The following is a 26,150-nucleotide window of genomic DNA, read 5'->3' as shown; positions in this document are numbered from 1 at the left end:
CCTGCCCGCATAACCGGGCAGGCAGAGGTATGGCAGGCTCAGCCCTGTTCAAACCCGTTACGCACAAACCGGTCAAGCAGGCGCACACCAAAGCCGGTTGCCCCTTTGGGCTGGCCATTTTTGGCCTTGCTGGCCCAGGCGACCCCGGCAATATCCAGATGCGCCCATGGGGTTTCACCCACAAAACGCTTGAGGAACTGTGCCGCGGTAATGGAGCCACCGGCCCGACCACCGCTGATGTTCTGCATATCCGCAATATCGGACTTCAGCAGGGCGTCATATTCCTTGCCCATGGGCATGCGCCACAGCTTTTCACCCGTAAAGGCACCGGCATCCGCCAGACCCACGGCCAGCGCATCGTCATTGGAGAACAGACCCGCGTATTCGTGGCCAAGCCCCACAATAATGGCGCCGGTCAGGGTTGCCAGATCCACCATCAGGCGGGGGGCAAAGCGGTCACGCGCATACCAGAGCACATCGGCCAGAACCAGACGGCCCTCGGCATCTGTATTCAGCACCTCAATCGTCTGCCCGGATGCACTACGCACCACATCGCCCGGACGCTGTGCCGTGCCGGAGACCATGTTTTCGACCAGCCCCACAACACCAACAGCATTGACCGGAGCCTTACGCAGCGCAAGCGAGGCCATAAGCCCGGTCACGGTTGCCGCCCCGGCCATGTCCCACTTCATGTCTTCCATACCAGCCGCAGGCTTGATGGAAATACCACCCGAATCAAAGGTCACACCTTTGCCAATAAAGGCTACCGGGGCATCGCCTTCCTTGCCGCCATTCCAGCGCATGATCACGGTGCGCGGTTCATTGGCACTCCCCTGCGCCACTCCCAGCAGGGCGCCAAAACCCAGTTCGGCCATGGCGGCGCGGTCAAGCACTTCCACCTCCAGTCCGTGGGCGCGCAAGGTGGTGGCCCGTTCGGCAAATTCGGCCGGGTTGAGCACATTGGCAGGTTCGCTCACAAGGTCGCGCGTGAGCACAACACCGCGTGCAACGGCCTGAAGGGACGGCCAGAGATCTTCTGCCGCACCCGCGTGCTCACCCAGCACGGACAGGTCCGCCAGAACGTGTTTTTTGTCGTCTTCATCCTTGGTCTGGTAGAGGCCAAAATGGTAGGCCCCCAGCACGGCACCCAACGCCACATGGGCTGCCAGAGCGCCAGACAGGTCCCCCACGGCCAGCGCGGCCTTGGGCGCACGCCCCAGCAGGGAGGCCGCAAGGCCGCCCGCCTTCTCCGCCGCCCATGCATCCACATCGTCCGTCTTGCCAAGGCCTACCAGCACAATGCGTTCAAAACTGTCCGATGGTGCGAGCACAACACAGCTTGTGCCACCTTTGCCCTTAAACCCCTCGGCCTTGGCCGCACGTCCCAGCGCGCCATGGGTTGCCTGATCAAACGCCTGAAAAACGGCGGAGCGTGTGTCCCCTTCGGGCACCAGAATAGCCAGTGCGCCAGCAGCAGGCTGTGTTTGGGTGGAAAATGAAATCTGAAGCATGATTTTGACCGATCTCCCTGAAAACCACATCTTTTCTGCCTAAGTCTCCCACCCTGTCTTGGCAATAGCCACACAGGCCAGCACCCCCGATTGCACGATAAACACCACGCATGCACCACAGGGCATGACGGCAGCCCCAAGCTGGCGTATGCTAGGGTCATGAGCACCCTTGCAGATACAGACCTGCTGGCCCTTGCCGCCAGACTGGCCAACGAAGCCGCCGAAATCATCCGCACCATCCGCGCGCGGGGTTTTGAAACCGTGACCAAAACCGACTCCTCCCCCGTAACGGAGGCGGACCACGCGGCAGAGGCCCACATTCTGCGCGGGCTGCGCGCGGCCACACCCGATATTCCCGTTATTGCGGAAGAAGAAGTTGCCGCTGGCCTGCAAGCTTATGCCACCCCCGCCTACTGGCTGGTGGACCCGCTGGACGGCACGCGCGAATTTGCCGCCGGGCGGGATGATTTTACCGTCAATATCGGCCTTGTACGCAATGGCCATGCGGCACTGGGGGCCATGGCCCTGCCAGCCTACCACCAGCTTTACACCGGCGGTGTGGGTCTTGGCGCCCACCGGCTGGACAAAAACGGGTTGCAGGCCATTCATGTCCGCACAGCCCCAGCCGAAGGGCTGACCGTTCTGGCCTCACGCCATCATGCGGATGATACCCGTCTGGCCGAATACCTGAACGGCAAAAAAATAGCGCATCTGGGCAATATCGGCTCTGCCGTAAAATTTGCCCGCGTGGCCGAAGGGCTGGTCGATCTGTACCCCCGCCTTGGCCCAACCATGGAGTGGGACATAGCCGCCCCGCAGGCCATAGTGGAAGCCGCGGGTGGTCATATTACCCTGCTGGATGGCTCGCCCCTTATTTATGGCAAAACAGACTGGAAAAATCCTCCTTTTGTCTGTACCGGAACGCTATAAACAGGGCAGTCCACCCGTAGCCCCTTTACGCAGGGTTCTCCTGTTGCCAAAACATTGCCAGCCTTACTGATCGGCCTACGGATTGCGCCCTGTTGCCATGAGAAAACCATGACCAGACGTCTGGATGCCACCCAAAGCGGCATTGCCACAGCTGCCAGCATTCTCCGTGCTGGCGGCCTTGTGGCGTTTGGCACGGAAACCGTTTACGGCCTTGGGGCGGATGCCAGCCAGCCACAGGCCGTAGCCCGTATTTTTGAAGCCAAGAACCGGCCACGCTTTAACCCGCTCATCAGCCATTTTGCCAGTGCGCAGGCTGCGTTCGAGCAGGTTACGCCCAACCCGGTAGCACGCAGGCTGGCACAGGCCTTCTGGCCGGGCCCACTCACTCTTATCCTGCCCCGCGCGCCGGGGTGCTGCATTAGCGATCTGGCAGCCGACGGGCTGTCCAGCCTTGCGGTGCGTGTGCCCGCCAATGCCACGGCCCATGCGCTGCTGGAACTGGTCGATCGCCCCATAGCCGCCCCTTCGGCCAACCGTTCAGGCCGTATCAGCCCGGTGGATGCCGCCCATGTGCTGGAGGAATTGGATGGGCGCATAGACGCCGTGCTGGATAGTGGCCCCTGCACCGTAGGGGTGGAAAGCACAGTGGTGGACCTGACAGACCCGCACGCCCCCTGCCTGCTGCGCCCCGGTGGTGTTACACTGGAAGAGTTGCAGACTATCTGCCCGCATATCAGCCTGCCCCGCACAGCCAGTGATCAGGCCCCCCACTCTCCGGGCCGTCTGATTTCGCATTACGCGCCGCATCTGCCTGTGCGGCTCAATGTCTTGCACGCTCAGGCGGATGAGGCCCTGCTGGCATTTGGCGCCCCCCGCCCCACCCCTGCTCCGCTGGTCTGGAACCTGAGCGAAAGTGGCAGTCTGGAAGAAGCCGCCGCACGGCTGTTTACCGGCCTGCGCACACTGGACCGCGAAGGCCAGCGCCTTGGCTTAAACCGCATTGCCGTACAGCCCATTCCCCAGCACGGTCTGGGCCGCGCCATACAGGACCGCCTGAACCGCGCGGCAGCCCCCCGCCCGCAGGACGGAACGGGAGATATGGCGCCATGACCGAGATTGATCCCAAGGAACTTAAAATTCTGTCGGATATTCTGGCACTGGTGCTTGAAGACCACCCCGGCCAGTCGGACACCGCCCTACAGGCCCTGCGCAACCGCGCGCGCAAGAACAGCACAACGGGTGGCGCGCTCAAAAACCTGTTCCAGACCATTGCCGTCAACCCATCCAAGGCCAAAACCGCGACCCGTCAGGCGGGCACACGGGCCTCTACCAGCAAGTCTAAAACAACGGACATGCCCGACCAGTACCGTGTGCAGTTGCGGGAGATGGCGGATAGCATTACCCGGCTGGACCGCAACCTGCGGGTTGCCTACTCCCAGAACGAAACACTTAAATCCGAACTCTACCTGACCCAGAAGTCCCGCGCGGAACTGCAAACCCATCTGGCAACGCTCAAGAGCAGCAACCGCAGCCAAAAACCGGTGACCATTGCCATCAGCCTGATTGTTGGCCTGCTGGTTGGGGTTGCGGGGTCGCAGGCCGTGCATGCCCTGTGGCCAGCTCCCATCCACACCGTAGCCGATAACACCCATTATCTTTACTAAAGGGTGGCCAGACCGCCCTTTTACTTTGTCTTTTTTGTGCTTTTGCAGGGAAAACCAGAGCCATGTCCCAAACGCCCCTTCCCCCAACCCTCCATGATGCGCTGGTGCAGATCCTTGGCCCTTCAGGTGTGCTGACCAACCCGGCGGATACGGAGGCGTTCTGCGTGGACTGGCGCGCCCTCTACCATGGTCACTGCGCCGCAGTACTCCGCCCGGCCAATACCGAGGACTGTGCAAAAGCCGTAGCCCTTTGCCATGCCCACAACGTGCCTATGGTGCCCCAAGGGGGTAACACCAGCATGGTCGGCGGTGCCACACCGGATTCGAGCGGGCATGCCGTGGTTATTTCCACCACCCGCATGAACCAGATCCACAATATTGACCATGCCGACCTGACCATGACCGTAGATGCGGGCGTGACCCTTAAGGCCGCGCAGGATGCGGCAAGTGCGCAGGGGCTTTTGCTCCCCCTTTCCATCTCGTCCGAAGGGTCGGCTGATATCGGGGGGATTCTGGCCACCAACGCAGGCGGCAACAATACGGTACGCTACGGCAACGCGCGTGAACTCGCACTGGGGCTGGAAGCCGTGCTACCCGACGGCAACGTGCTGAACCTGATGCGTAAACTCCGCAAGGACAACACAGGTTACGCCCTCCGCCAGCTCCTTGTGGGCTCGGAAGGAACGCTTGGCATTATTACGCAAGCCGTTATTCAGCTCCAGCCCGCCCCCCGCTCGCGCGAGACGGCCCTTTGCGCCGTAGAAAGCCCCCAGGGGGCACTCAACCTGTTTGCCGCCTTCCGCAAACAGGACCCCTCCGCCATTCATGCCTTTGAGTTCATGTCCGGCACATCCATGGCACTGGTCAACAGCCTGATCGAAGGCGCTTCCTTGCCGCTGGAAGCCCCGGCTCCTGCCTACGTGCTGGTGGAACTGGCCAGCCCCCGTGCCGATGATAGCCTGCGTAGCCTTATGGAAGATGTTCTGGGCAGCGCGCTAGAAGACGAGCTGGTCACAGACGCCGTTCTGGCCGAAAGCGAAAGCCAGCGCCAGAGCCTGTGGATGATCCGTGAAGAACATGCCGAGGCACAAAAACGCGCAGGCGCATCGGTCAAAAACGACGTGTCCGTGCCACTAGCTGCCATACCAGAATTTATTGCGGATGCCACCAAAGCCTGCGAGGCACTTATTCCCGGCATTCGGGTAGCGCCTTTTGGCCATATTGGCGATGGCAACATCCATTTCAATCTGGTGCAGCCCGAAGGCGCGGACCCGACCGCATTTTTGGCACAGGACCACGCCATGATGGATACAGTGGCCGAGATTGTACGCAAACTGGGTGGGTCTTTTTCTGCCGAGCATGGCGTTGGCCAGCTTAAAACCTACATGATGCCATCATGGCGTGGGGGGGCCGAACTGCAAACCATGCGCCGGATCAAAGCAGCCCTTGACCCGCAGGACCTGATGAACCCCGGCAAGGTTTTACCCCCCGCCTGAGCATAACCCACGATCTGGACCGAAGGCACGCTTGGGGCGGTCTTCGGTCCATTCTGTAATAACCGCATAAATACGGGCCAATTATGGAAAATGCTTTTATTGACGCCGAAAAGAAAAAGACAGCGTTGGATACCAAAAGCACAGTATTTGCAAAATAAAAGCTGGCAGAACAATCAGCCCAGGATCAAACCCCACCATAAGCATGGCAAGACCTGTTAAAACGGGCGCTGCAATCCGCTCCACTCTGGCTCCCTGTGGTGTGTTACAGGCCAGAACAGAGCATACACCCCCAACACCAAGCGCGGCTGCCGCCATAACGGCGTAAAGCGGGTGGCTGGCGGTCTGGGGCACCAGACCATCATGCACGCTGGAAAGGGAGGACAGGTCGGACGACCAGCCCGCCAGCCCGAACAGAAAGGTGAATGGCAGCACAAGCACGCCAAACACATCGCGCAGCAGGCCAACAAAGCCCATAACCACTGGGGGCAGCACCACGCACGCCACCCCAAGAGCTACGTCCAGAACCAGAAGGGCAAGGGCGGGCGTGGCCGTATTATTTTTCATTGTGGGCAATCCCCGAACGCGACGTCAGGGGTTAGTCCTTCCACCACTTAACAGGCTGCGGCTCTGCCACCACGGCTGCAACTTCCGCCTGTTCGGGTTCCTTACGTGGGCGGCCGCGTGGCTTGGCGTCCAACTGGCGGCGCAGGGCTGCCATTTCGGCTTCAAGCTCTTCCATCTGGCGGCGTCCGGCACGCATTTCCCGACCGGCAGCAGCCAGTTCCGCTTCGCGCTCAGCCAGTTTGTTTTTCTGCTCGGCAATCAGGGCGTCCGCGTGGCCAATGCGCGTGGTCAAGCCGCGCTGGGTAGCCTGCATGTCGGCCAGTTGCCGTTCGCTTTCTTCCACCTTCAGCTTTTCTTCCGCCAACTGGCGGCGCAGGCGGGAGAGTTCGCTATTGTCTTCTTCATTAAAATGCACGGCGCGGGACGTGCCTGCAACACGTGGCATGGCGACCGTACGCGGCGTTGTGCGGGCAAGGGAATGCTTTTCCACCTGCACCTCTCCATCACGCACAAAGCGACGACGCTTGTTATTTGCGTTTTCGACGGCGGGGCGGGGTTGCGGAGCAGCAGACTGGCGGGAACGGGCGGAATGTCCAATGCGTTCGAGCGCATTGCGCATGGACGCTTCTTCAAGCCCTTCCTCATTATCCCTGTCCACTACAGGGGGGGAGAGAAAAGATGATGTATTCATGAATTCAGATGTCACGTTTCAGATATTTTATGGTCTGTTTAAAAGCTGCCAGAAAGCCAAGTGTGCTTTTATACGTCTGGTTAAAACAGATGCGATGCAACTGTGTTTATGGCCAGATGGTATGATAAAAACAGAGATATGGCCGCAGCACCGGCAGCAGGGTATTTTACACATTGCCGCGCAGGCAATGTCTGCTGTGGTCTTATATACCATACACCCCCCTTTTTTCCAAGGGGTTGTGTGGGGTGGACCTATTTTTCGTCTTTTGGCACGGGCTGCCACACGACGTCGGTTTGCCCGTCATGATTGAAGTGCCGCGCCAGCACAAAAAAGTAATCGGACAATCTGTTCAGTATTTTCAATAAAACCGGATTAACCCGTTCCTCCCGGGCCAGCGCCACCATGCGGCGCTCGGCCCTGCGCACCTGTGTGCGGGTCATATGCGCCATGGCTGCTGGCACGGAACCACCAGGCAGCACAAAGCCCGCAATGGGGGACTGCAGCACCCGCAACTCCTCTATCCTGCGCTCGATCACCAGCAGGGCCGCTTCTTCCACACGGTGCGCGCGCTCGGCCATTGGGCCGTCCTCTGGCAGGCAGATATCCGCCCCCATATCAAACAGCAGATTCTGTACGGCGGTCAGTTGGTGCGCAACGCTATCGCCTGCTGGAGTGTAGGCCTGCACCAGACCAACAAGCGCGTTAATCTCATCGAGTGTGCCAAGCACCTCTATGCGGACCTGATCCTTGGTAACGCGTGAACCATCACCCAGCGATGTGTGCCCGCCATCCCCACCGCGGGTTACAATTTTATCAATCCGTATGCTCATGCCCCATCCCCCTGACACTCAAGATTTATTCTTATCGGAACAAAACGCATTACCATACCCGGCGTTGCAGATACTAAAATTGGCGTCAGAGCATGCAGCACTATTCCCGTTTGCCGCAGACACGCCTATACACCCACTATGCTGACTGGACCTTTTCTTACACGTCTGTGGCGGATCTGTGGTGCGCTTTTGATCGCCACAGGCACGATTATGGGCGCTCTGACCGCGCACCTGCCCGATGCACACTTTGCCGAGGGCGGGCGGATCATGGCACGCAGCGCCATGGATATGCAGATGTGGCAAGGCATAGCCCTGCTGGCCCTTGGCCTTGGACTGGCCGGGCGCACCAACCGCGTATTCCTGTTAGGCGGCTGTGGCGTGCTTGTGGGCACGGTCATGTTCTGCGGCGGCGTATACAACACTGCCTTTACCGGCCACCATGGCAACCATATCGCGCCAGTTGGTGGCAGCTTCCTTATTATCTCGTGGCTGCTTCTGGCTGTAGGGTGGATGCGCCGCGCATGAGCACCTCCATACAGGGCGCATGGCTGGCAGCCGACGGGTTGAAGCACGTTTTGCAAGAAGACCTGCTCCTGCGTGGCGTGGAGGTTGTGGACTGGCATGGCATGCTGGCCCTCTCCACCCACAAACCTGTCTATTCCCCTTGGGCGCTGGACATATGGACCGCCCCGCAGCGCGCCAGCATTACCTCCATCCGCAATGCGTCCGATACATTACGGGCCATCCAACGCAACTGGAGCCTGTATGCGGCGGACAACTTCCGCCGGGCCGGGCTGATTGTGCAAAAACTGCCACCAGTTAAAGCCGCGCCGCTTGTTTTTCCCACTCCCGCACCGACCAGTCCACTGGGGGCATGGACCTTGCTGGACACATCAACCCTGTTGTTTTCGGCCACCAAAAGCAGTCCATTTGTTAATGGCGCGCCCGAATTTGTGGAAAACCGGACAGACCCGCCCTCCCGCGCCTACCTCAAACTGTGGGAGGCCTGCACCCGTCTGGGCCGTTGGCCCGGTGTGGGCGAGCGGTGTTATGATCTGGGAGCAACCCCCGGGGGCTGGACATGGGCGCTGGCAAGCCTTGGCGCGCAGGTGACCGCGTTTGACCGCGCACCACTGGCACCATCGGTCGCGGCCATGCCCGAGGTCAGCTTCCAACAGGCCAGCGCCTTTGGGCTGGACCCAAAACAGCTCCCTGCGGCGGACTGGGTTTTTTCCGATATTATTGCTTACCCCCAGCGCCTGCTGCGCCTGACCCGTGCATGGATTGATGCCGGGCAGACCAAAAACATAGTGCTGACGGTTAAATTTCAGGGCGAAACCGACCACGAAACCGTCGCTGCGTTTGAAGCCATTCCCGGTGGGGCGCTCGCCCATCTGGCGCATAACAAACACGAGCTGACGTTTTTCTGGTCGCAAGATGCCGCCATTAAAGGCGTATCCCCCCTGCCATCCTCCATGCCCTGACCCAATTGCCCGCAGGAGGGAGCATACCGGATGGTCGCAGCCTGCTGGCCGCTCCCTAACGCCTGGACCGCCTGCGCCGGAGTATGCGTTCGGCAGCATGCACGACCAAAACGGCCAGAGCAAAGCAGAAAACAATCAGCGCAATGGCCACGCCCTGCTGGGCCTGCGCATGCCCGTTAGAGGCCAAAAAGCGCAGAACATCCCCCCCCGCATGCCCACCTGTAATGGCATCCAGTTGGGGCAGAAACCCCAGCACCCAGCGCAGCACAAATACCAGAAGGGCCGTAAGACCAACCGTGGCCCCTGTTTTAAGCAGGGTCAGCCGGATGCTGCCATCAACCTGTGCCATAATGGCTAGCGGCTCCCATCGGGCTGTTCGTCCATCTGTGCCTGATGCTCCTGCACCGATGCTTTTAGCCCCGGCACATCCTGCGCCACCAGCGTATCCACGTAAGTGTTGTTCTTCCACACCCAGCGGTCAGAACCATCCACCAGAATGTCCCTAAAGCCACCGTGTGTTGTTGGCAGCAGCTCAATAGGTCCACTTACGGAATCCAGAACCTTGGCCCACGCACCATTCCGCCTGACATACACATCCGTGGAGCACCCGGCGGACCCGCACAGGCTGGCGGCCTGCACCTGTACAAAAAGCGCTGTATTTGCACCATTGGCCGACAGGGGGGCCGACCCTACCAGCACCAGCGGCTTATCATTATGGCGGGCAGCGGCGGCCAGATCATCCGCGTTCAGCACACGGGCGGCACTGTCCAGCGCACTGCCGCGCTGGTCGGTCAGGGCCACGGGGTCGGCTTTACCGTGGGCGGCCCCGGCCTGCCGGGCCGAGCTTGCGCCATGCGCCACCGCATAACAGGAAACACCGCAAGGCAGGGCAGACAACCCCGCCAACACACAATACAACCCCACACGATGCTTCAAGCGCACATTCCTTGTTTGACCTGACCAATATTACCTTTGTGGAGTAGACCCCAAGCATGTCCGAACAGACAAGCCCAAATACCACGCCAGAACAGCCCGAGCACCCAAAGCTCGGCCTCTACCGCCATTATAAAGGGGGATTGTACACGGTTCTATGCGTGGGCCGCCACAGCGAGACAGAGGAATGGCTGGTCACTTACCGGTGCGATGCACTGGGGACCTACTGGGTCCGCCCGCTGGCCATGTGGCAGCAAAGCGTGAACGGCGTGCCGCGCTTTGCTTTTATTGGCACGGACAACTCCGCCAGAAGTGGCGCATAGGGGCACCCCATGCGCCACAGGCGGGTTTGATCAGCCTGCCTGCCCAGACACCTGTGCAATAATTTCCTCCACAATGTCCGGGTCGGACAGGGTGGAAAGATCACCCAGATTACTCAGATCATGTGCCGCAATCTTGCGCAGAAGACGGCGGACAATTTTGCCAGAACGGGTTTTGGGCAGGTCACGCACAACGTAAATCTGCTCAGGCACCGCATAGCGACCCACCCCGTCAGATATGGCGCGGCGCACGGCGGCGGGGTCCAGGCTCCCTTCCGTTCGCGGCACAACAAACACCACCAGCCCCTGCCCCTTCAGGTCATGCGGCACGCCAACAGCGGCACTTTCCACGACCTCGGCATCGGTTGCCACGGCGTCTTCAATTTCCGCCGTGCCAATACGGTGGCCGGAGACATTGACCACGTCATCCACACGGCCAGTAATCCAGAAATATCCATCCCCCTCACGCCGCGCACCATCACCCGAGAAGTAACGGCCGGGGCATGTGGTAAAATAGGTCTGGCGGAAACGCCCATGGTCACGCCACAAGGTCATGGCCTGACCGGGCCATGAGCGGGCCATGCACAAAAGGCCGTCCCCCGCCCCTTCAACCTCGGTCTGGGTCTGTGCGTCCACCAGCACGGCTTCCACCCCCGGCAACGGCAGACCTGCCGCTCCCGGCCTGCCCGGCACCTGCCCGGCACTGGCGGTCAGCATGACACCCCCTGTTTCGGTCTGCCACCATGTATCCACCACCGGACAGCAGGCCTTGCCCACCTCATCATGGAACCACTGCCATGCCTCGGGGCTGATCGGCTCGCCCACCGTGCCCAGCACGCGCAGACTGGACAGGGAGCGACTGCGCACCACGTCCGCATCCTCACGCATGGCGGCGCGTACGACTGTGGGAGAGGTGTAAAAGACACTCACATTGTTGCGGTCGATCACATCCCACCAACGACCCGGCTGCGGCCATGAGGGCAGACCTTCATAGATCAGGATTGTCGCGCCATTGCATAGCGGGCCGTACACAACATAGGTGTGCCCGGTAATCCAGCTTGTATCGGCCGTGCACCAGAACACATCGTTCGGCTGGGCGGCAAACACCACCTCCTGCGTGTAGGATGCCCAGACCAGATACCCACCCGTGCCATGCACCACACCCTTGGGCCGCCCCGTGCTGCCCGAGGTATACATCAGGAACAGCGGATCGCAGGCATCCATGATCTCTGGCGCGCAGTCGGGCATTTCCATCGCCACTTCCGCGGCAAAGTGCAGGTCCCGACCGGGCTGCATGGGCACCTCCGTGCCCGTTACGGGCACCACCAGCACATGGCGCACGGTGCAGGCCGCGCCACAGGCCACAAGGGCCTCATCCATGGTGATTTTGCTGGGAATGGCCTTGGCCCCACGGCGCGCCACATCGGCCGTAATAACCACGACCGCGCCACTATCCATAAGCCGCTCGGCCAGCCCTTCGGCCGAAAAACCGCCAAACAGCACAACATGGATTGCGCCAATACGCGCACAGGCCAGCATGGACACCACGCCTTCGGCCACCATGGGCAGATGAATGGCCACACGGTCGCCCTTGCCAACGCCCAGCCTGCGCAGCGCATTGGCAAGGCGGCAGACCTGCGCGTGCAGTTCGCGGTAGGTCAGCACCAGCTTCTGCCCGTCTTCCTGACCTTCCCAGATCAGGGCGGCCTTGTCGGGCTGGGTCAGAACGTGGCGGTCAAGGCAGTTTTCAGCCACGTTGAGCTGCCCGTCTTCGTACCATGATATGCGCACATCACCGCCAAAATCGGAGCGGGAGGCATGGGAGGGCGCTTTATGCCAGACCAGTCTGCGCGCCTGCGACAGCCAGAAGGCCTCCGGGTCGCGTTGCGCACGCTGCACTTGATCAAGATAGCGATCAGAGACGCCTGTCTCCGTCGTGCAGGGAACTTTATCTTCCACTCGGACTGGTCCTTTCATTTACGTTCTTATTTTGCACCCGAACCAGATGGTCTTTGATCATATCACGCCGCCTGAGGAAAGACATGCCCGCCCCCCAAGCGCACAAAAATGTGCCGAACCGGACATAAAAAAAGGCTGATCACCACCGTGATCAGCCTTTTTTGTTATGCCGTTTTTATTCCACACCTTAATTCCGGTCGGTGCGGAATAAGGCCTGCCGCCAAATTACAGGGCAGCTTTGGCGCGGTCCAGAACAGCCTTACAGGTCTTCTGGCGCAGCGGCAGGGTTGCCATTGCCACGGTGTAGGTGTGGTCGTTCAGGCGGATCTGGCCTGCCGAGCCGATCGCATAGAACATATTGCCATCCGAACCATCGGACACGGCATTGGTCTTTTTGTTGTATTCCTGCAACGTGCGGAAGGCATCGTCGTAATCAGGGACGTATTCGTTCTGTACGCAGTAGTTCAGCAGGCCTGCATTTTCCTTCGGGTCAATGGAGGCCACGTAACCTGATGGGTCCACCGTTGAGAGGAGAGACGTATCCCCCCCACGGATAACCGGCATATTGAGGGTCTGATCCTCGGCATGAGCAAGTGCGGGCATGGATGCCAGCACGGACGTGGTAAGGGCTAGCGCCGACAGGGCACGCACGGCAAACAGTTTCATTCAGAATCTCCCAAACGGAATATGCGCCAAACTGCCCCGTAACCCCCGCAAAGATCAAGCAGCCCCCACGCGCGCAAAAAACATGGCAGACCACAGTCCTGTCCGGGCGGGCGGGTGACATGCCTGTCATAACAAAAACAACGCCACGTTACGGACCCGTGCCATATGCTGTGCCAGCCCTTTGCAAAGGGCTCACAAATGGTGCCCCCAGCCGGGCCATATAAAATTATGCTCTTGAAACATTACGATATTATCTTTGTCTTCTGTAATTTTATACATATGGTTCAGTTCAGGCCCGGCACAGGCGCCAACCCCGACCGGGCCGTTATCGGGCACGGCGACCAACCCTTTGCCAGCCCGCACACGCCAAACCATAAATGGCGTTTGGCCACCCCGCCAACCGGCAATCACGATCAGGTGATATAACACCATGCACCAGATCAGCCTGCCTCATGGCAAGCTCTGGTCGGACTGGCCGATTGAACAGTTTGGCCTTCCACTCTATAACAACCTTAACGAGTCCGTAACGATCCAAGCGGGAGCCCATACCGACATGCTGCCTGCCAGTCTTTTCAAAAGTGTTGAAATTGCACCGCATGGCACCGCGTCAGAGAGCATTTGCACGGCGTTGCGCAAAGCTATTCTGGAAGACCAGTTGCCAGCGGGCCGCGCCCTGCCCCAGTCCGAGCTTGCCGCAGGTTTTGGGGTCAGCATTATTCCCGTGCGCGAAGCGCTCAAGCACCTTGAGGCCGAAGGGCTGGTGGCGTTCATGCCCAACAAGGGCGCAATGGTCATCGGGCTGGATGAGGCCGATATTCTGGAATACTCCCAGATCCGCGCAACGCTGGAAGAACAGGCCGCAGCCGAGGGCGTGCGCAACATGACCCGCGTGGACTTTGCCCGCGTGGAGGACGCCTACGAGGCATTTGTAGCCGGTGTGGAGGGCCCGCAGGGCATGATCCGCTCAGGCGCACTCAACCGTGCATTCCATAATTCCATCTATGCCGCAGCCCCCCGCCCCCGCCTGCTGGAAATGATAGAAGACCTGAATACCAGACTGGACCGCTACATACGCGGACATCTGATTATTGAAGGCCGCACAAACATCACCCACGACGAACACAAGGCCATTCTGGACGCCTGCCGTGACCGGGATGCGGACTTGTGCGCCAGACTGACGCGCATCCATATTCTGGAAGCCTCCAGAATCTCGGTGGATGTGTTCCGGCGTCGGCATGCTGGCCTTAACGTGGGCTGAGCATTTTTACCCTCTAAAAATCCATATTTTACAAACGCTTGTTCATCCATGCGGCGGATCATGCCTGATTGGGTAATATATGATGTTGCAAATCGTATATTATCGTGTCAGAGCGGAAAAATCATTATGAAGCCAAAACCAACCTGCAGACCCGCAGGCGCACGGTTTGGCGGCTGATCTGGATGAACAACGCCATGTCCTCCACCAATACTTTTGCACCCGACTTCACCTCCCGCACCCCGCTGCGCAAGGCCATTACCCAGGCCATCCGCCGCCCCGAGCTGACATGCGTTGAGGCCCTGACCCCCGCCGCCACCCTGAGCGCACAGCAGGACAGCGCCGTAGCCGCCATGGCGACCGGCCTTGCCCAAACACTGCGCAGCCAGCGTAACCCCGGTCTGGTGGAAACACTGGTGCAGGAATTTGCCCTCTCCTCCGCCGAGGGTGTGGCGCTGATGTGTCTGGCCGAGGCCCTGCTGCGTATTCCCGACATGGCCACGCGCGACGCCCTTATTCAGGACAAGATAGGCGAGAGCGACTGGCTCTCCCACGTTGGCCGCGCCAAGCCTCTGTTCGCCAATGCCGCCGCATGGGGGCTGGCCCTGACGGGCCGCGTTGTGGCCGAACATAATGACAAAACACTCTCTGGCGCGCTTATGGGGTTTGTGGAGCGGAGCACACGCCCCGTTATCCGCAAAGCCGTGGATGCGGCCATGCGCCTGATGGGCGAGCAGTTTGTGCTGGGCCAGACCATTGAGCAGGCCCGCAAGAATAGCAAAAAGCTCGAACAGATCGGCTTTTCCTATTCCTACGACATGCTGGGCGAGGCCGCCTACACCGCCGCCGACGCCCAGCGTTACCGGCAGGACTACATTAACGCCATTAACGTAATCGGGCGCAGCGCCAAAGGGGCCAATGTTTACGAACGTCCCGGTATTTCCATCAAACTTTCCGCCCTGCACCCGCGCTATGCCCGCGCGCAGCATGCACGGGTCATGGGGGAGCTTCTGCCCGTTGTGCAGGAACTCACCCTGCTGGCCCGGCAGTACGACATTGGCATTAACATTGATGCCGAGGAAAGCGAACGGCTGGATATTTCACTCGACCTGCTCGAAGCCCTGTGCGCCACACCGGGGCTGGAAGGCTGGAACGGCATTGGCTTTGTGGTGCAGGCCTACGGCAAACGCGCGCCCTTCGTGCTGGATTACATTATTGATCTGGCCAGGCGCACCAGCCGCCGGATTATGGTTCGCCTTGTTAAAGGTGCCTACTGGGACAGCGAGATTAAAAAAGCGCAGGTCGAAGGCATGGCGGACTACCCCGTGTACACCCGCAAATGCCATACGGATATCAGCTACATTGCCTGCGCGCGCAAACTGCTGGATGCACGGGATATCATTTTTCCCCAGTTTGCCACGCATAATGCCCGTACCCTTGCCACCATCTACACACTCGCCGGGCAAAAATACGAGATCGGGTCTTATGAATTCCAATGCCTGCACGGCATGGGCGAGCCGCTGTACCGTCAGGTCGTCGGGGCGGACAGGTTCAACCGCCCGGCCCGCATTTACGCACCTGTTGGCACGCACGAAACACTACTGGCCTATCTGGTACGCCGCCTGCTGGAAAACGGAGCGAACTCCTCCTTTGTCAACCAGATTGGCGATAGCGCCATTGCCGTGGCATCCCTGATCGAAAACCCCGTGACCTCGGCCAAGCGTTACACCCCATTTGGTGCGCCACACTCCGAAATCCGCAAGCCACTCGACCTGTTTGCCCCCGAGCGCCAGAACTCCGCAGGGATTGATCTGGCCGACGATCAGGTGCTCGAAACCCTTGCCGCAGGCATAAAGGCGGCTCCAAAGCAATGGCAGGCAGCCCCCATTGTGCCCGGTGCGCCCACGCATGGTACGCAGCACCCCGTAACCAACCCCGCTGACCGACGCGATCTGGTCGGCCATGTCACCTACGCCACACCCGCTACGGTCACGCTGGCAGTGGACGTGGCGCAAACGGGCTTTGCGGAATGGTCAGCCAAAACCCCAGCCATACGGGCCGACTGCCTGCTCAAGGCCGCTGATCTGCTGGAAGCGCGGCACGCCGCCCTTATGGCCCTGATCTGCCGCGAGGCAGGCAAGTCGCTCCCCAATGCCGTGGCCGAAATCCGCGAGGCTGTGGACTTCCTGCGCTATTATGCCACCACCATCCGCCGCGATTTTAACAACGAGACCCATGCCCCCCTTGGCACCGTGGCCTGCATTAGCCCGTGGAACTTCCCGCTCGCCATTTTTATTGGCCAGATTGCCGCAGCCCTTGCCGCCGGGAACGCCGTTATTGCCAAACCGGCGGAAGAAACACCCCTGATCGCAGCGGTAGCCGTGCAGCTTCTGCACGAAGCAGGCGTTCCCGCAGCAACCGTGCAACTCCTGCCCGGTGAGGGCGATGTGGGGGCAGCACTGGTAGGGGATGACCGTATTATGGGGGTCATGTTCACCGGTTCCACCGCCGTGGCGCAACTGATCAACCGCCAACTCCTCGACCGCCGCACGGCCACGGGCCAGCCCGTGCCGTTTGTGGCCGAAACGGGGGGACAGAACGCCATGATCGTGGATTCCTCCGCTCTGGCCGAACAGGTCGTGGCGGATGTTCTGGCCTCGGCTTTTGATAGTGCGGGCCAGCGCTGCTCCGCCCTGCGTATTCTCTGTGTGCAGGACGACTGCGCGGACCATGTTCTGGCCATGCTGCGCGGTGCCATGCATGAACTTCGGCTCGGCAACCCCTCCGCCCTGTGCACGGATGTGGGGCCGGTCATTACCCCCGAAGCCGCCGCGGGCATTACGGCGCATATTGAAACATTCCGCAGCAAAAATGCGCCAGTCCACGCACTACCTCTGCCAGACAACTGCGCCAATGGCAGCTTTGTGCCCCCCACACTGATCGAGGTCACATCCATCCGAGAAGTTGGGCAGGAAGTGTTTGGTCCGGTCCTGCATGTGCTGCGCTACCGACGCGCCCAGTTAAACCTCGTTCTGGCCGACATTAACGCAACGGGCTACGGCCTGACCTTTGGCCTGCACACACGCTTGGACTCCACCGTTCAGAGCGTTCTGGAACAGGTGGAAGCAGGCAACCTGTATGTAAACCGCAACACCATTGGCGCGGTTGTGGGCGTGCAGCCCTTTGGCGGGCGTGGCCTGTCCGGCACCGGACCAAAGGCCGGAGGACCGCTTATTCTGCGCCGCCTGCTGGCAAAGGTACCGCCCCTGCCGCAAATTGCACGCGGCACCACGCCAAAAGCCATGGTGGACTGGACCGACTGGTTGCGCACACAAGGCGAGAGCCAGCCAGCCCAGCGCGCCCATGCCCTTGCCAGCCAGCCGCTGACCAACGGGCAGATCACCCTGCCCGGCCCTGTTGGCGAGTTGAACCTGTACAGGCTGGGCGCACGCGGCACAGTGCTGTGCATGGCCCAGACAGCTACTGGTCTGTATGACCAGATCTCCTTGGCGCTTGCCGGGGGGAACACTGCGGCCATTATGGCGGAGCCCGCTATTCTGGCAGCTATTGCCACCCTGCCTGCCTCCATCGGGCAGTTTGTTCGGCCTGTTACCTCCGCCCGCTCGCTTGAGTGCAGCATTCTTCTGAGTGAGGAAGATAACGAAGCATTCCGTGCCACACGCGCACTGCTAGCTGCGGGCAACGGGGCTATTGTTTCGGCCTACATTACAAAAAATGGTCTTCCCTCAGTCGAAGCCGTGCTGGAAGAACAGTCGCGCAGCATCAACACAACAGCCGCAGGCGGCAACGCCAGCCTGATGACCCTGAGCTGAAAGCACACAAACACCACACTTCAGGCCCGGCGGTTCTGCCGGGCCTTTTTTGTTCAGCCTGCTATGGCCATATGGGCTGGCAAAACATGGCACGGTCCAACTAAGATCATTTTTCCGTGACCGTGCAGAATGTTACAACACTCTCCACCCCGGCGGCACAGGCTGCGGGGCAATTTTTTTCACTTCCATCTGATCAGGAGATACAATGACAACCCGCGCGGGGCATGATGCCAAACTGGTCATTGCCATTTTGCTTGTTACCATGGCCATGGGCATGCTGGACGCCATTTCTCTGCTGCATCTCAAGATTTTTGCAGGCTACATGACCGCCACCATTATTCTGATGGCTGTTAACATTGCAACATCTCAGGCCATTGTTCTGTCCGGGCTGGAAGCTATTGGCTTTTATTTTCTGGGCGCCATGATCGGCGGACGGCTTGTGCGCCGCCAACGCAGCATACGCGCCACTGTTGGCGATATTCTGCTCGGTGTGGGGGCTATGGTCGGCGTTGCCGCATGGATCTGGTCAGCCAATATTCCGGGCGATATTTACGTCACCCTCGCTCTGCTGTCCTGCGCCATGGGCTTACAGACATCCGCCACACGGCACGCCAAACTGCCTGACATGGTCCTGCCCGCCGCCACCATGGTACTGCATGGGCTGGCCCATAACAGTTCCGCCGCCGGGGGGAGCAGTTCTGGCACCCTGCGCCGTGTTGCCGCCATTTTAAGCCTGTTCGTAGGGGCGGCCATTGGCACTCTGGTCTCGGGGCGGAGTGTCTCACTGGGTATAGCACTTGCCGGCGGCACCATTGTGGTGGCCGGGGGGCTGCTCCTGCTCCGCAAACACCCCTTGGCATTCCATCTGGACCGGATGAGCATTCCCTGAGCAGTACGTTGTAGCGCAGGCCCGTTTTGCTGGCCCGCAGCAGACATAAAGGAAAGGCCCGCCGGACTTATGGCGGGCCTTTCCTTTATTCAGAACACACCAAAAATCAGGCCTGCTGTTTGTTCTGCACGGCAAAGTAGGATGCCAAAGCGTAGCAGACGACCGACGTGCCCAAGGTCGCCAGAGCGGTCATGCGTTCCTCAGGGTTAAGGAGCATGGCCACAAACACCAGCACCACACCCGCAAGCGTTGCGTAATTGCACAGCGGGAACAGGAACAGCGTGTAATTGCCTTTTTCTGTCCCGTTCCGGCGCGCGGCAAAGCGGGTTGTAATGTAGGCCGTTACAATCAGGCTATAGATCAACAGGATAACGCCACCGCTACAACTCAGCAGAAAAGCAAAAATGGTCTGCGGTGCAAGAATGGACGAAAACGCCACCAGCGTACCCGCAATACTGCTGACCGTAATGGCCAACCGTGGCGCGGAACTGGCCGAACGGCGGGTCAGAAAAGCCGGGGCATCGCCCTGTGCCGCAAGTTCGGTCAGCACGCGTGACGTAATATACATGGCGGAGTTCAGGCAGGAGAGAATGGCGCTCAACACCACAATGCGCATCATCATCCCAGCACCCGGAATGCCCATTGTGTCCATGGCGGTAACAAAGGGGGAGCGCCCGGCAACAATATCGCTCCACGGCACCACAAGCAGGATCATGGCAACAGAGGCCAGATAGAACAGGGTTACGCGCGTGCCCAGACTGCGGGTAACCCGTGCCACGTTCTTGTCTGGCTCAGGAGATTCGCCCGCGGCAACCGTTGCAATTTCCGACCCCATCATGGTGAACAGGATGGTGGGAATAATGGACAGCACGGCCACAATGCCATGCGGCATAAGACCACCATGGCCCATAAGGTTATGCCAGACTGGCACACCGGGGCCAAAAGCATGCACCACATACAGCGCGCCAATAGCCACAAAAGCCAGAATACTGAAAACCTTGACGGCCGAGAGCCAGAACTCACATTCCCCAAACACGCGGGGGGCGGCAAAGTTGACCAGCTTTAACAGCCCGATCAGCGCAATGGACAAAACCCATATGGGCAGATGAACCCAGTCCTGTATCAAAATCGCACCGGCTATGGCCTCGCTCCCCAGCACCACAACCCAGAAGAACCAGTAAAGCCAACCAGACGTAAAACCCAGCCTGTCCCCGTGTGCTGCACGGATATATTCCACAAATGAGCCGCGACCGGGGTCGGCCACCACCATCTCGCCCAGCATGCGCATGACCAGAATGACCAGCAGCCCCACCAACAGAAAAGCCAGCAGAACCGCCGGGCCAGTAGCCTGAATGGCAGCCCCGCTCCCCACAAACAGACCCGCGCCAATAGTCCCACCCAGCGCGATCATGGCGATGTGGCGGCTACGCAGGCCGGTGGCAGGTTTAACGGCAGACTTGGTGTTCGGCTCAGCCATAGAGAGGTCCTTTATTCTTGTTGGCTTGGTGCGTTCATAACTCAAGAGGAATAAACAGGGAAATGCCCCTCAAAAATGCTTGTAAAAATACGCCTCGATCACACCCGCATGGTGGTCGATATTGGGCATGGGCTGGTCCCCCGGCACTCCGGCTTTTGACAAAGCCCGACCTGCTGGCCCGGCAAAAGCCGCCCCCCCGGCAAGAGCTGCGGACGTGTTCTCGTCCAGCGTGTATTCAACGGAGGCATCCAGCTCATCCGACACATGGCGGCCAGTGTTCTTCAGCCCCATGCCCGAGGCATGGATGAGCGACAGATCGTAAAAATGCAGGCCAAGCTTGAGCGAATCAGTCGGTCGGAACAGATGCACGGGAGGCACGACTGTCAGGTCGATCTGGTGATCCTCCAGATCGGACAGAGGGGCGAGATACATGCCCACAATTTCACCCGGCCAGTAACCGCCATAGGTGTAGCGCTTGCCATCGTACAGAAAGAACGTGTCGTAGTTGTGCTTGACGCCGCCCTCGGAATTTTTGCCGCCCCCAAAGCGGGTGTAACGGTAAAAAATATGCGGGGTCCATGGCAGCATGGAAAAGGTGTAGCCCGGCTCAAAATACATACCGTAAGCCGAAACACCCTTGTACCCATTGCCCGGATGGCTGTTCTGCTCCGAGACAAAGTTGCCATAGAACGTAAAGTTTTTGGAAATACCCAGCGCCTTGACCGGGAACAGCGTGCCGCCCCAACTCAGGGCCGCCACATTCATGCCGTCGCGGTCCGCGCGGGTTGAATAATCATAATGGGCGGACGTATCCGCATCACGCACATGGAAATAGGTGAGGGTCACATACGATGCGCGGTCCGCATAAACCGAAGCACCATGCCCGCCCGCCTTGTTGACAAACCATGTGACGTCAAACCCCACAAAGCTGGTTTTTGGCCGGTCGTATCCGCGGTCGATATCGTTATCCGAATTGCTTTCCAGCATGAACACATCGGCACGGACGGGGTCTCCTTCCAGCTTGATCACACCGGGGCCGGAAAAGGCAAAACGTGGCGCGTACCACCAGGCCCCACGTTCGCCCGAACTATAGGTGCCCTTACCGATCAAAAACCCATCATCCACGGCAAAAGCCTGCCGCCCACCCTGCACGGTAAACACCTGATGCCCACCCGCCAGCCGGACCGGCACCCTGACCCCGGCATAGAGTTCCTCCAGATAGACCGAGCGCGGGGTGCCTGATGTCTGCGAAACCTGTTCGGCATCCCCATCACCAAGGGTGGTCGCGCCAATGGCCGAGGCATTCCCGATTACGTCAAACCCCCAGCCGGTCTTCCATTCGCCCTTGAGCATCGGCTTGCCATACAGTTCGCCATAGGTTGTGTTGGCGTGCCGGGTGTACCCACCCGATGGCCGGGCGGCATAGGAGCCCCCGCCAAAATTGGTGTTGGGGAGATGAAAAGCCGCCCCCCCAATGTCCAGCCCGCTCTGGATGGTTACGCCACTGATGGAGATCAGGGTCTGCTCCGCCTGTGCTGGCAAAATCTCGCCCAGCACGCTGAGCAGCAAGGAGCAGCACCCAAGCCTGACCGCGCCAGAAACCCGGCCCCCGGCGGAGCGGGAAGACCGTAACTCTTCCCGCTCCGCCGGGTATGGAGCCGATATCTGGCGGGGAGTGTAACAGAACAGTCCAGTATGATTTTTGGTTGTTTGTTGCAGACCATTCACGCCCCGAAGCGCTCCCCTTCAAAATAAGCTATAGAGCCCGCGCTCCCCACAGCGGGGTTAAGCAATTATTTATAATGATCGCATCATCCTATAATATGTTCAAGATGATATAATGAAAAATATGCTTATTTTGTATTTATGTATTCTTGAAATTATATTCTTATATCGGAAAGTAATCATTTAATTGAATATCGTTTCTTTTCCGTTCTTGACTGAAAAACGGCCTTAATATGCCGGAACCGAAATAATATACACGGGAATAAATTTCCTCACTGTAGCCGCCCCCGGTCAATATATTTTACCAGATACATCACTCGCGGCCTGCCACTTCCGCTAAATTGCGGACAAGACGCACGACAAACCCCAAATTACGGCCAAAAATGCACAGCACCGTGCATGGGGCACTTGGAGTGGGATAGCAATTTTATTGGGAGAAAAATGAGCGTATGGAGCGGATGAGGGGAATCGAACCCCCGTATGCAGCTTGGGAAGCTGCCGTTCTACCATTGAACTACATCCGCGTAACGCGTGGGCTCCTTATAGCGCGCTCCAACCTCGCTTGCAATGCCATACAAACAGGGCGGGCGTATTATTCCCCCTCCACATCCGGGCCAACCAGATCGGAAATATGGCCCAACTCACGCAGGCTCATACCCTCTGGCGGGCGCGAACGCGCACTCCCCCGTGCAATACGGCGGGGCAGTACGGCCTGAGTAAAGCCCAGCTTGGCGGCCTCCTTCAGCCGTGCATCCGCCTGCGCAACCTGCCTGACCTCGCCCGACAATCCGACCTCACCAAAATACACTTCGCCGGGGCTGGTGGGGACGCCACTGGCAGCGGAAACCAGAGCCGCAGCCACAGCCAGATCGGCTGCGGGCTCAACCACTCTCAGCCCCCCCGCCACGTTAAGGTAAACATCCATGCCCGACAGCTTAAGCCCGCACCGTGTTTCCAGCACCGCCAGCAACATGGCCAGACGCCCGGTGTCCCACCCCACCACGGCACGGCGCGGTGCACCATCCCCCCCTTTGGGGGAGAGCAGGGCCTGCACTTCCAGCAACACGGGCCGCGTGCCCTCCAGCCCCGCAAACACGGCGGAACCGGCTATATTGCCCCGTCGCTCGGCCAAAAACAGTGCGGAAGGGTTGCTCACTTCCTCCAACCCGCGGTCGGTCATGGCGAACACACCAATTTCGTCCGTGGCACCGTAGCGGTTTTTGGCGGCACGCAGGATGCGGAACTGGTGGCCCCGATCCCCTTCAAAATACATGACCGCATCCACCATGTGCTCCAGCACGCGCGGGCCTGCCAGTGAACCTTCCTTGGTCACATGCCCAACCAGAATAAGGCTGAACCCACGCCGTTTGGCAGCCCGGATCAACTCAAACGCGCAAGCCCGCACCTGCGAGACCGTACCGGGCGCGCTGTCTACTGTTTCCAGCCACATGGTCTGGATGGAATCGATCACCACGACCTTGACGTCCGGCTCGGCCTCCAGCGTTGCCACAATATCCGCAACGTTAATGGAAGCCGCCAGATCAAGACTGGTTTGTGCCACGCCAAGGCGAATGGCGCGCAGGCGGATCTGGTCCACCGCCTCTTCACCCGAAATATAAAGAACCCGCTCCCCATTGCCCGCCAGACGGCTTGCCGCCTGCAACAACAGGGTGGATTTGCCAATACCGGGGTCCCCCCCGACCAGCACGACGGAGGCCGGAACCAGACCCCCACCCAGCACCCGATCCAACTCGGCAATGCCCGTGCCCGTGCGTGGAGGCAGTTCAACCTTGCCCCCCAGCCCATGCAACTGCACACGCCGCCCCTTGCCCGCACGGGTTGTGGCCGAAGACGCGGCCAGTGGTTCTACCGCCATTTCCTCCAGCGTGTTCCATTCCTGGCAGGCATCGCACTGCCCTGCCCATTTGGCATGAACGGCACCGCATGCCTTGCACACATACTGGCGGGACGTTTTTTTGGCCACGCGGATTCCCCTGTTCCTGCCTTACTGGAGGCTCCATAAATGGAATAAAACAAGAACAAACTCAAGCCCCGCTTAGCAATCCAGTCCACCACACACCATGGGACAAAGCACTGCCGAGCCAACAAAACAAAAGCATGCTTTGACGAACCCGGCCCGAACGGGTTACGGCTCACACCACAGCAGACCCTGACCACACACAACAGGAACAGACAGCCCGAACTCATGGATATGGTGCTTGATTTTGTGGCCCGCATAGGCCGCGCCACACTCTCGCTTATCCGCAGTGCGGGCGCTCTGGCGCTGTTCGCTCTGGCCGGGTTGTCCCACATTATGCGGCCACCGTTCTACGGGCGAGTGTTTATCCGCACGTTTTTGGAGACAGGATTCTTCTCCCTGCCGGTTGTTGCCCTAACGGCCCTGTTCTCGGGTGGGGTTATTGCACTGCAATCCTATACAGGCTTTGCGCAGTACCATGCCCAGAGCGCCATTGCGGGTATTGTTGTGCTGGCTGTAACCCGCGAGCTGGGGCCGGTGCTGGCGGGGCTTATGGTCGCGGGCCGCGTGGGAGCCGCCATGGCTGCCCAGATCGGCACCATGCGCGTGACCGATCAGATTGATGCGTTGAGCACCCTTTCCACCAACCCCATGAAGTATCTGGTCGCGCCACGCCTGCTTGCGGGCATTGTTGCCCTGCCCCTGCTGGTGCTGGTGGCCGACGTGCTGGGCGTTGCGGGGGGCTTTACTGTTGCCGTGGTCAAGCTTGGCTTTTCCCCCACCGCCTACATTACGGCAACGCTGAACTCGGTTAAGGCCATGGACATAACGGTCGGGCTGGTCAAGGCCGCCCTGTTCGGGTTCCTGATCACGCTGATGGGCTGCTATTATGGCTATAACAGCAAGGGCGGGGCCGAGGGCGTGGGCTCTGCCACCACATCGGCCGTGGTGGTGGCCTCCATTCTGCTGCTGGCCTTTGACTACCTGATTACAGACCTGTTCTTCTCACAATGAGTGCCACTGCCATGGACCAGAGCATGACCAGTGCTCCCCCCAAAATCCGTATCCGGGACCTGCACAAATCCTTCGGGGATAAAAAAGTGCTTGATGGCATTTCGCTTGATGTGCCGCAGGGGACCTCGTTTGTCATTATTGGTGGGTCAGGCTCGGGCAAATCCGTGCTGCTACGCTGCATTCTGGGCCTAATGACCCCGGATTCAGGCTGTATTGAAATTGATGGCGAGGACGTACTGGCTGCCCCCGCCAAACGGCGCGACCAACTCCGCAGCGAAATTGGCATGCTGTTCCAGAACGGCGCGCTGTTTGACAGCCTGCCCGTGTGGGAAAACGTGACTTTTGGCCTGCTCGCCCTCAACAAGCTGACCCGCGCCACCGCGCGTGACAAGGCTGGAGCCATTCTGGAGCAGGTGGGGCTGGCCCCCTCCGTTGGGGACCTGTACCCCTCCGAACTGTCTGGCGGCATGCAAAAGCGTGTAGGGCTGGCCCGTGCCATTGCCGCCCAACCCAACATTCTGTTCTTTGATGAACCCACAACCGGGCTGGACCCGATTATGGGTGCTGTCATTGACGGTCTGATTGTGGATTGCGTTAAAAAGCTTGGCTCCACTGCTATTGCCATTACGCATGACATGGCCTCCGCCCAGCGGATCGGGGATGAAGCGGCCATGCTCTACAAGGGCAAACTGGTCTGGCAGGGAGCCGCCGCATCGCTCATGCACAGCGGGAATGACTACGTGGACCAGTTCACCCATGGCCGCCGTGAAGGCCCGATTACCATGGAATTAAGACGGTAACGGCCATAACCGCACTCTAGCACTACAGTTGCAATTTTGATTTGATATATGAGCGTTGTGCGGCTGCTTGGTGAGACCGTCTGAAGATTGACCATCTGAGAATGTGGGCGACGGGCAGGCTGCGTTGTGCA

The 26,150-nt window shown here is 59.6% G+C and carries 23 protein-coding genes and 1 tRNA gene; 12 read left to right on the top strand and 12 right to left on the bottom strand.

Annotated elements, in window-relative coordinates; translation table 11 throughout:
* Positions 1 to 38 precede the first annotated feature (38 nt).
* Positions 39 to 1,511, bottom strand: a complete 1,473-nt coding sequence (locus GOB86_RS04850) for a leucyl aminopeptidase (RefSeq protein ID WP_165991244.1) — start codon at positions 1,509 to 1,511, stop codon at positions 39 to 41.
* A gap of 159 nt (positions 1,512 to 1,670) precedes the next feature.
* On the opposite strand from GOB86_RS04850, the gene cysQ reads away from it, so the two are divergent.
* From cysQ to GOB86_RS04830, 4 genes are all read left to right on the top strand, one after another.
* On the top strand, positions 1,671 to 2,441 hold the full coding sequence (cysQ, locus tag GOB86_RS04845) for a 3'(2'),5'-bisphosphate nucleotidase CysQ (protein ID WP_165991243.1): 771 nt from the start codon (positions 1,671 to 1,673) through the stop codon (positions 2,439 to 2,441).
* Between the two features lie 108 nt (positions 2,442 to 2,549).
* A complete protein-coding gene (locus GOB86_RS04840; RefSeq protein ID WP_165991242.1) occupies positions 2,550 to 3,551 on the top strand; it encodes an L-threonylcarbamoyladenylate synthase in 1,002 nt (333 codons plus the stop codon).
* Positions 3,548 to 4,105: a hypothetical protein gene (locus GOB86_RS04835; RefSeq protein WP_165991241.1), complete on the top strand. Its 558-nt coding sequence runs from the start codon at positions 3,548 to 3,550 to the stop codon at positions 4,103 to 4,105. The genes GOB86_RS04840 and GOB86_RS04835 overlap by 4 nt, the downstream gene beginning before the upstream one ends.
* 62 nt (positions 4,106 to 4,167) lie before the next feature.
* Positions 4,168 to 5,601 (top strand): FAD-binding oxidoreductase, encoded by a 1,434-nt coding sequence (locus tag GOB86_RS04830; protein ID WP_165991240.1) that lies wholly within the window; start codon positions 4,168 to 4,170, stop codon positions 5,599 to 5,601.
* A gap of 96 nt (positions 5,602 to 5,697) precedes the next feature.
* On the opposite strand, the gene GOB86_RS04825 is transcribed toward GOB86_RS04830, so the two are convergent.
* The 3 genes from GOB86_RS04825 to GOB86_RS04815 all read right to left on the bottom strand — a co-directional run bounded on the left by GOB86_RS04825 (position 5,698) and on the right by GOB86_RS04815 (position 7,686).
* Complete coding sequence (locus GOB86_RS04825; protein WP_165991239.1) at positions 5,698 to 6,165, bottom strand: hypothetical protein; 468 nt, start codon at positions 6,163 to 6,165, stop codon at positions 5,698 to 5,700.
* Positions 6,166 to 6,196: 31 nt separating this feature from the next.
* Positions 6,197 to 6,856: a hypothetical protein gene (locus tag GOB86_RS04820; protein ID WP_165991238.1), complete on the bottom strand. Its 660-nt coding sequence runs from the start codon at positions 6,854 to 6,856 to the stop codon at positions 6,197 to 6,199.
* Positions 6,857 to 7,107: 251 nt separating this feature from the next.
* Positions 7,108 to 7,686 carry a cob(I)yrinic acid a,c-diamide adenosyltransferase gene (locus GOB86_RS04815; protein WP_165991237.1) on the bottom strand — a complete coding sequence of 193 codons (579 nt, stop codon included), beginning with the start codon at positions 7,684 to 7,686 and terminating at the stop codon, positions 7,108 to 7,110.
* 138 nt (positions 7,687 to 7,824) lie between these two features.
* On the opposite strand from GOB86_RS04815, the gene GOB86_RS04810 reads away from it, so the two are divergent.
* Positions 7,825 to 8,211 (top strand): DUF423 domain-containing protein, encoded by a 387-nt coding sequence (locus GOB86_RS04810; protein ID WP_165991236.1) that lies wholly within the window; start codon positions 7,825 to 7,827, stop codon positions 8,209 to 8,211.
* Entirely contained in the window at positions 8,208 to 9,170 is a 963-nt protein-coding gene (locus tag GOB86_RS04805; protein ID WP_165991235.1) for an SAM-dependent methyltransferase, read from the top strand. The genes GOB86_RS04810 and GOB86_RS04805 overlap by 4 nt, the downstream gene beginning before the upstream one ends.
* Positions 9,171 to 9,225: 55 nt before the next feature.
* Here GOB86_RS04805 and GOB86_RS04800 read toward each other — a convergent pair whose 3' ends face one another.
* Together GOB86_RS04800 and GOB86_RS04795 are read right to left on the bottom strand one after the other, a co-directional pair.
* Complete coding sequence (locus tag GOB86_RS04800; protein ID WP_165991234.1) at positions 9,226 to 9,519, bottom strand: hypothetical protein; 294 nt, start codon at positions 9,517 to 9,519, stop codon at positions 9,226 to 9,228.
* A gap of 5 nt (positions 9,520 to 9,524) precedes the next feature.
* Entirely contained in the window at positions 9,525 to 10,079 is a 555-nt protein-coding gene (locus GOB86_RS04795; protein ID WP_408737318.1) for a hypothetical protein, read from the bottom strand.
* An 83-nt stretch (positions 10,080 to 10,162) separates the two neighbouring features.
* Between GOB86_RS04795 and GOB86_RS04790 the strand changes: the two genes are divergently transcribed.
* Complete coding sequence (locus tag GOB86_RS04790; RefSeq protein ID WP_165991233.1) at positions 10,163 to 10,426, top strand: DUF1653 domain-containing protein; 264 nt, start codon at positions 10,163 to 10,165, stop codon at positions 10,424 to 10,426.
* A gap of 30 nt (positions 10,427 to 10,456) precedes the next feature.
* On the opposite strand, the gene acs is transcribed toward GOB86_RS04790, so the two are convergent.
* Both acs and GOB86_RS04780 read right to left on the bottom strand, forming a co-directional pair.
* Positions 10,457 to 12,400 carry an acetate--CoA ligase gene (gene acs, locus GOB86_RS04785; RefSeq protein ID WP_165991232.1) on the bottom strand — a complete coding sequence of 648 codons (1,944 nt, stop codon included), beginning with the start codon at positions 12,398 to 12,400 and terminating at the stop codon, positions 10,457 to 10,459.
* 207 nt (positions 12,401 to 12,607) lie between these two features.
* Complete coding sequence (locus GOB86_RS04780) at positions 12,608 to 13,048, bottom strand: DUF2501 domain-containing protein (RefSeq protein ID WP_165991231.1); 441 nt, start codon at positions 13,046 to 13,048, stop codon at positions 12,608 to 12,610.
* A 553-nt stretch (positions 13,049 to 13,601) separates the two neighbouring features.
* Here GOB86_RS04780 and GOB86_RS04775 point away from each other — a divergent pair.
* The 3 genes from GOB86_RS04775 to GOB86_RS04765 all read left to right on the top strand — a co-directional run bounded on the left by GOB86_RS04775 (position 13,602) and on the right by GOB86_RS04765 (position 19,025).
* A complete protein-coding gene (locus GOB86_RS04775; protein ID WP_165991313.1) occupies positions 13,602 to 14,306 on the top strand; it encodes a GntR family transcriptional regulator in 705 nt (234 codons plus the stop codon).
* Positions 14,307 to 14,410: 104 nt separating this feature from the next.
* On the top strand, positions 14,411 to 18,136 hold the full coding sequence (putA, locus tag GOB86_RS04770) for a bifunctional proline dehydrogenase/L-glutamate gamma-semialdehyde dehydrogenase PutA (RefSeq protein ID WP_253543654.1): 3,726 nt from the start codon (positions 14,411 to 14,413) through the stop codon (positions 18,134 to 18,136).
* A gap of 205 nt (positions 18,137 to 18,341) precedes the next feature.
* Positions 18,342 to 19,025 (top strand): YoaK family protein, encoded by a 684-nt coding sequence (locus tag GOB86_RS04765; RefSeq protein WP_165991230.1) that lies wholly within the window; start codon positions 18,342 to 18,344, stop codon positions 19,023 to 19,025.
* Between the two features lie 106 nt (positions 19,026 to 19,131).
* On the opposite strand, the gene GOB86_RS04760 is transcribed toward GOB86_RS04765, so the two are convergent.
* The 4 genes from GOB86_RS04760 to radA all read right to left on the bottom strand — a co-directional run bounded on the left by GOB86_RS04760 (position 19,132) and on the right by radA (position 24,211).
* The gene (locus GOB86_RS04760) at positions 19,132 to 20,502 is read right to left on the bottom strand and encodes an amino acid permease (RefSeq protein ID WP_165991229.1); all 1,371 of its coding nucleotides are present in this window, start codon (positions 20,500 to 20,502) and stop codon (positions 19,132 to 19,134) included.
* A 69-nt stretch (positions 20,503 to 20,571) separates the two neighbouring features.
* Positions 20,572 to 22,059 carry a hypothetical protein gene (locus tag GOB86_RS04755; protein ID WP_338421513.1) on the bottom strand — a complete coding sequence of 496 codons (1,488 nt, stop codon included), beginning with the start codon at positions 22,057 to 22,059 and terminating at the stop codon, positions 20,572 to 20,574.
* A 618-nt stretch (positions 22,060 to 22,677) separates the two neighbouring features.
* A tRNA-Gly gene (locus GOB86_RS04750) sits at positions 22,678 to 22,751 on the bottom strand.
* Positions 22,752 to 22,819: 68 nt separating this feature from the next.
* The gene (radA, locus tag GOB86_RS04745; protein WP_165991228.1) at positions 22,820 to 24,211 is read right to left on the bottom strand and encodes a DNA repair protein RadA; all 1,392 of its coding nucleotides are present in this window, start codon (positions 24,209 to 24,211) and stop codon (positions 22,820 to 22,822) included.
* Positions 24,212 to 24,433: 222 nt separating this feature from the next.
* On the opposite strand from radA, the gene GOB86_RS04740 reads away from it, so the two are divergent.
* Complete coding sequence (locus GOB86_RS04740) at positions 24,434 to 25,219, top strand: MlaE family ABC transporter permease (protein WP_165991227.1); 786 nt, start codon at positions 24,434 to 24,436, stop codon at positions 25,217 to 25,219.
* Positions 25,220 to 25,230: 11 nt separating this feature from the next.
* The gene (locus tag GOB86_RS04735; RefSeq protein ID WP_194301090.1) at positions 25,231 to 26,019 is read left to right on the top strand and encodes an ABC transporter ATP-binding protein; all 789 of its coding nucleotides are present in this window, start codon (positions 25,231 to 25,233) and stop codon (positions 26,017 to 26,019) included.
* The last annotated feature ends 131 nt before the right edge of the window (positions 26,020 to 26,150 follow it).

The sequence above is a fragment of the Acetobacter lambici genome (genome assembly GCF_011516885.1).
GTDB classification, from domain to species: Bacteria; Pseudomonadota; Alphaproteobacteria; order Acetobacterales; family Acetobacteraceae; genus Acetobacter; species Acetobacter lambici.
This window is presented reverse-complemented; position numbering and strand designations above follow the sequence as displayed.

Coding starts and splice junctions, on each gene's coding strand:
- GOB86_RS04850 (WP_165991244.1), bottom strand. CDS start 1,511: ATGCTTCAGATTTCATTTTCCACCCAAACACAGCCTGCTGCTGGCGCA.
- cysQ (WP_165991243.1), top strand. CDS start 1,671: ATGAGCACCCTTGCAGATACAGACCTGCTGGCCCTTGCCGCCAGACTG.
- GOB86_RS04840 (WP_165991242.1), top strand. CDS start 2,550: ATGACCAGACGTCTGGATGCCACCCAAAGCGGCATTGCCACAGCTGCC.
- GOB86_RS04835 (WP_165991241.1), top strand. CDS start 3,548: ATGACCGAGATTGATCCCAAGGAACTTAAAATTCTGTCGGATATTCTG.
- GOB86_RS04830 (WP_165991240.1), top strand. CDS start 4,168: ATGTCCCAAACGCCCCTTCCCCCAACCCTCCATGATGCGCTGGTGCAG.
- GOB86_RS04825 (WP_165991239.1), bottom strand. CDS start 6,165: ATGAAAAATAATACGGCCACGCCCGCCCTTGCCCTTCTGGTTCTGGAC.
- GOB86_RS04820 (WP_165991238.1), bottom strand. CDS start 6,856: ATGAATACATCATCTTTTCTCTCCCCCCCTGTAGTGGACAGGGATAAT.
- GOB86_RS04815 (WP_165991237.1), bottom strand. CDS start 7,686: ATGAGCATACGGATTGATAAAATTGTAACCCGCGGTGGGGATGGCGGG.
- GOB86_RS04810 (WP_165991236.1), top strand. CDS start 7,825: ATGCTGACTGGACCTTTTCTTACACGTCTGTGGCGGATCTGTGGTGCG.
- GOB86_RS04805 (WP_165991235.1), top strand. CDS start 8,208: ATGAGCACCTCCATACAGGGCGCATGGCTGGCAGCCGACGGGTTGAAG.
- GOB86_RS04800 (WP_165991234.1), bottom strand. CDS start 9,519: ATGGCACAGGTTGATGGCAGCATCCGGCTGACCCTGCTTAAAACAGGG.
- GOB86_RS04790 (WP_165991233.1), top strand. CDS start 10,163: ATGTCCGAACAGACAAGCCCAAATACCACGCCAGAACAGCCCGAGCAC.
- acs (WP_165991232.1), bottom strand. CDS start 12,400: ATGAAAGGACCAGTCCGAGTGGAAGATAAAGTTCCCTGCACGACGGAG.
- GOB86_RS04780 (WP_165991231.1), bottom strand. CDS start 13,048: ATGAAACTGTTTGCCGTGCGTGCCCTGTCGGCGCTAGCCCTTACCACG.
- GOB86_RS04775 (WP_165991313.1), top strand. CDS start 13,602: ATGCTGCCTGCCAGTCTTTTCAAAAGTGTTGAAATTGCACCGCATGGC.
- GOB86_RS04765 (WP_165991230.1), top strand. CDS start 18,342: ATGACAACCCGCGCGGGGCATGATGCCAAACTGGTCATTGCCATTTTG.
- GOB86_RS04760 (WP_165991229.1), bottom strand. CDS start 20,502: ATGGCTGAGCCGAACACCAAGTCTGCCGTTAAACCTGCCACCGGCCTG.
- GOB86_RS04740 (WP_165991227.1), top strand. CDS start 24,434: ATGGATATGGTGCTTGATTTTGTGGCCCGCATAGGCCGCGCCACACTC.
- GOB86_RS04735 (WP_194301090.1), top strand. CDS start 25,231: ATGGACCAGAGCATGACCAGTGCTCCCCCCAAAATCCGTATCCGGGAC.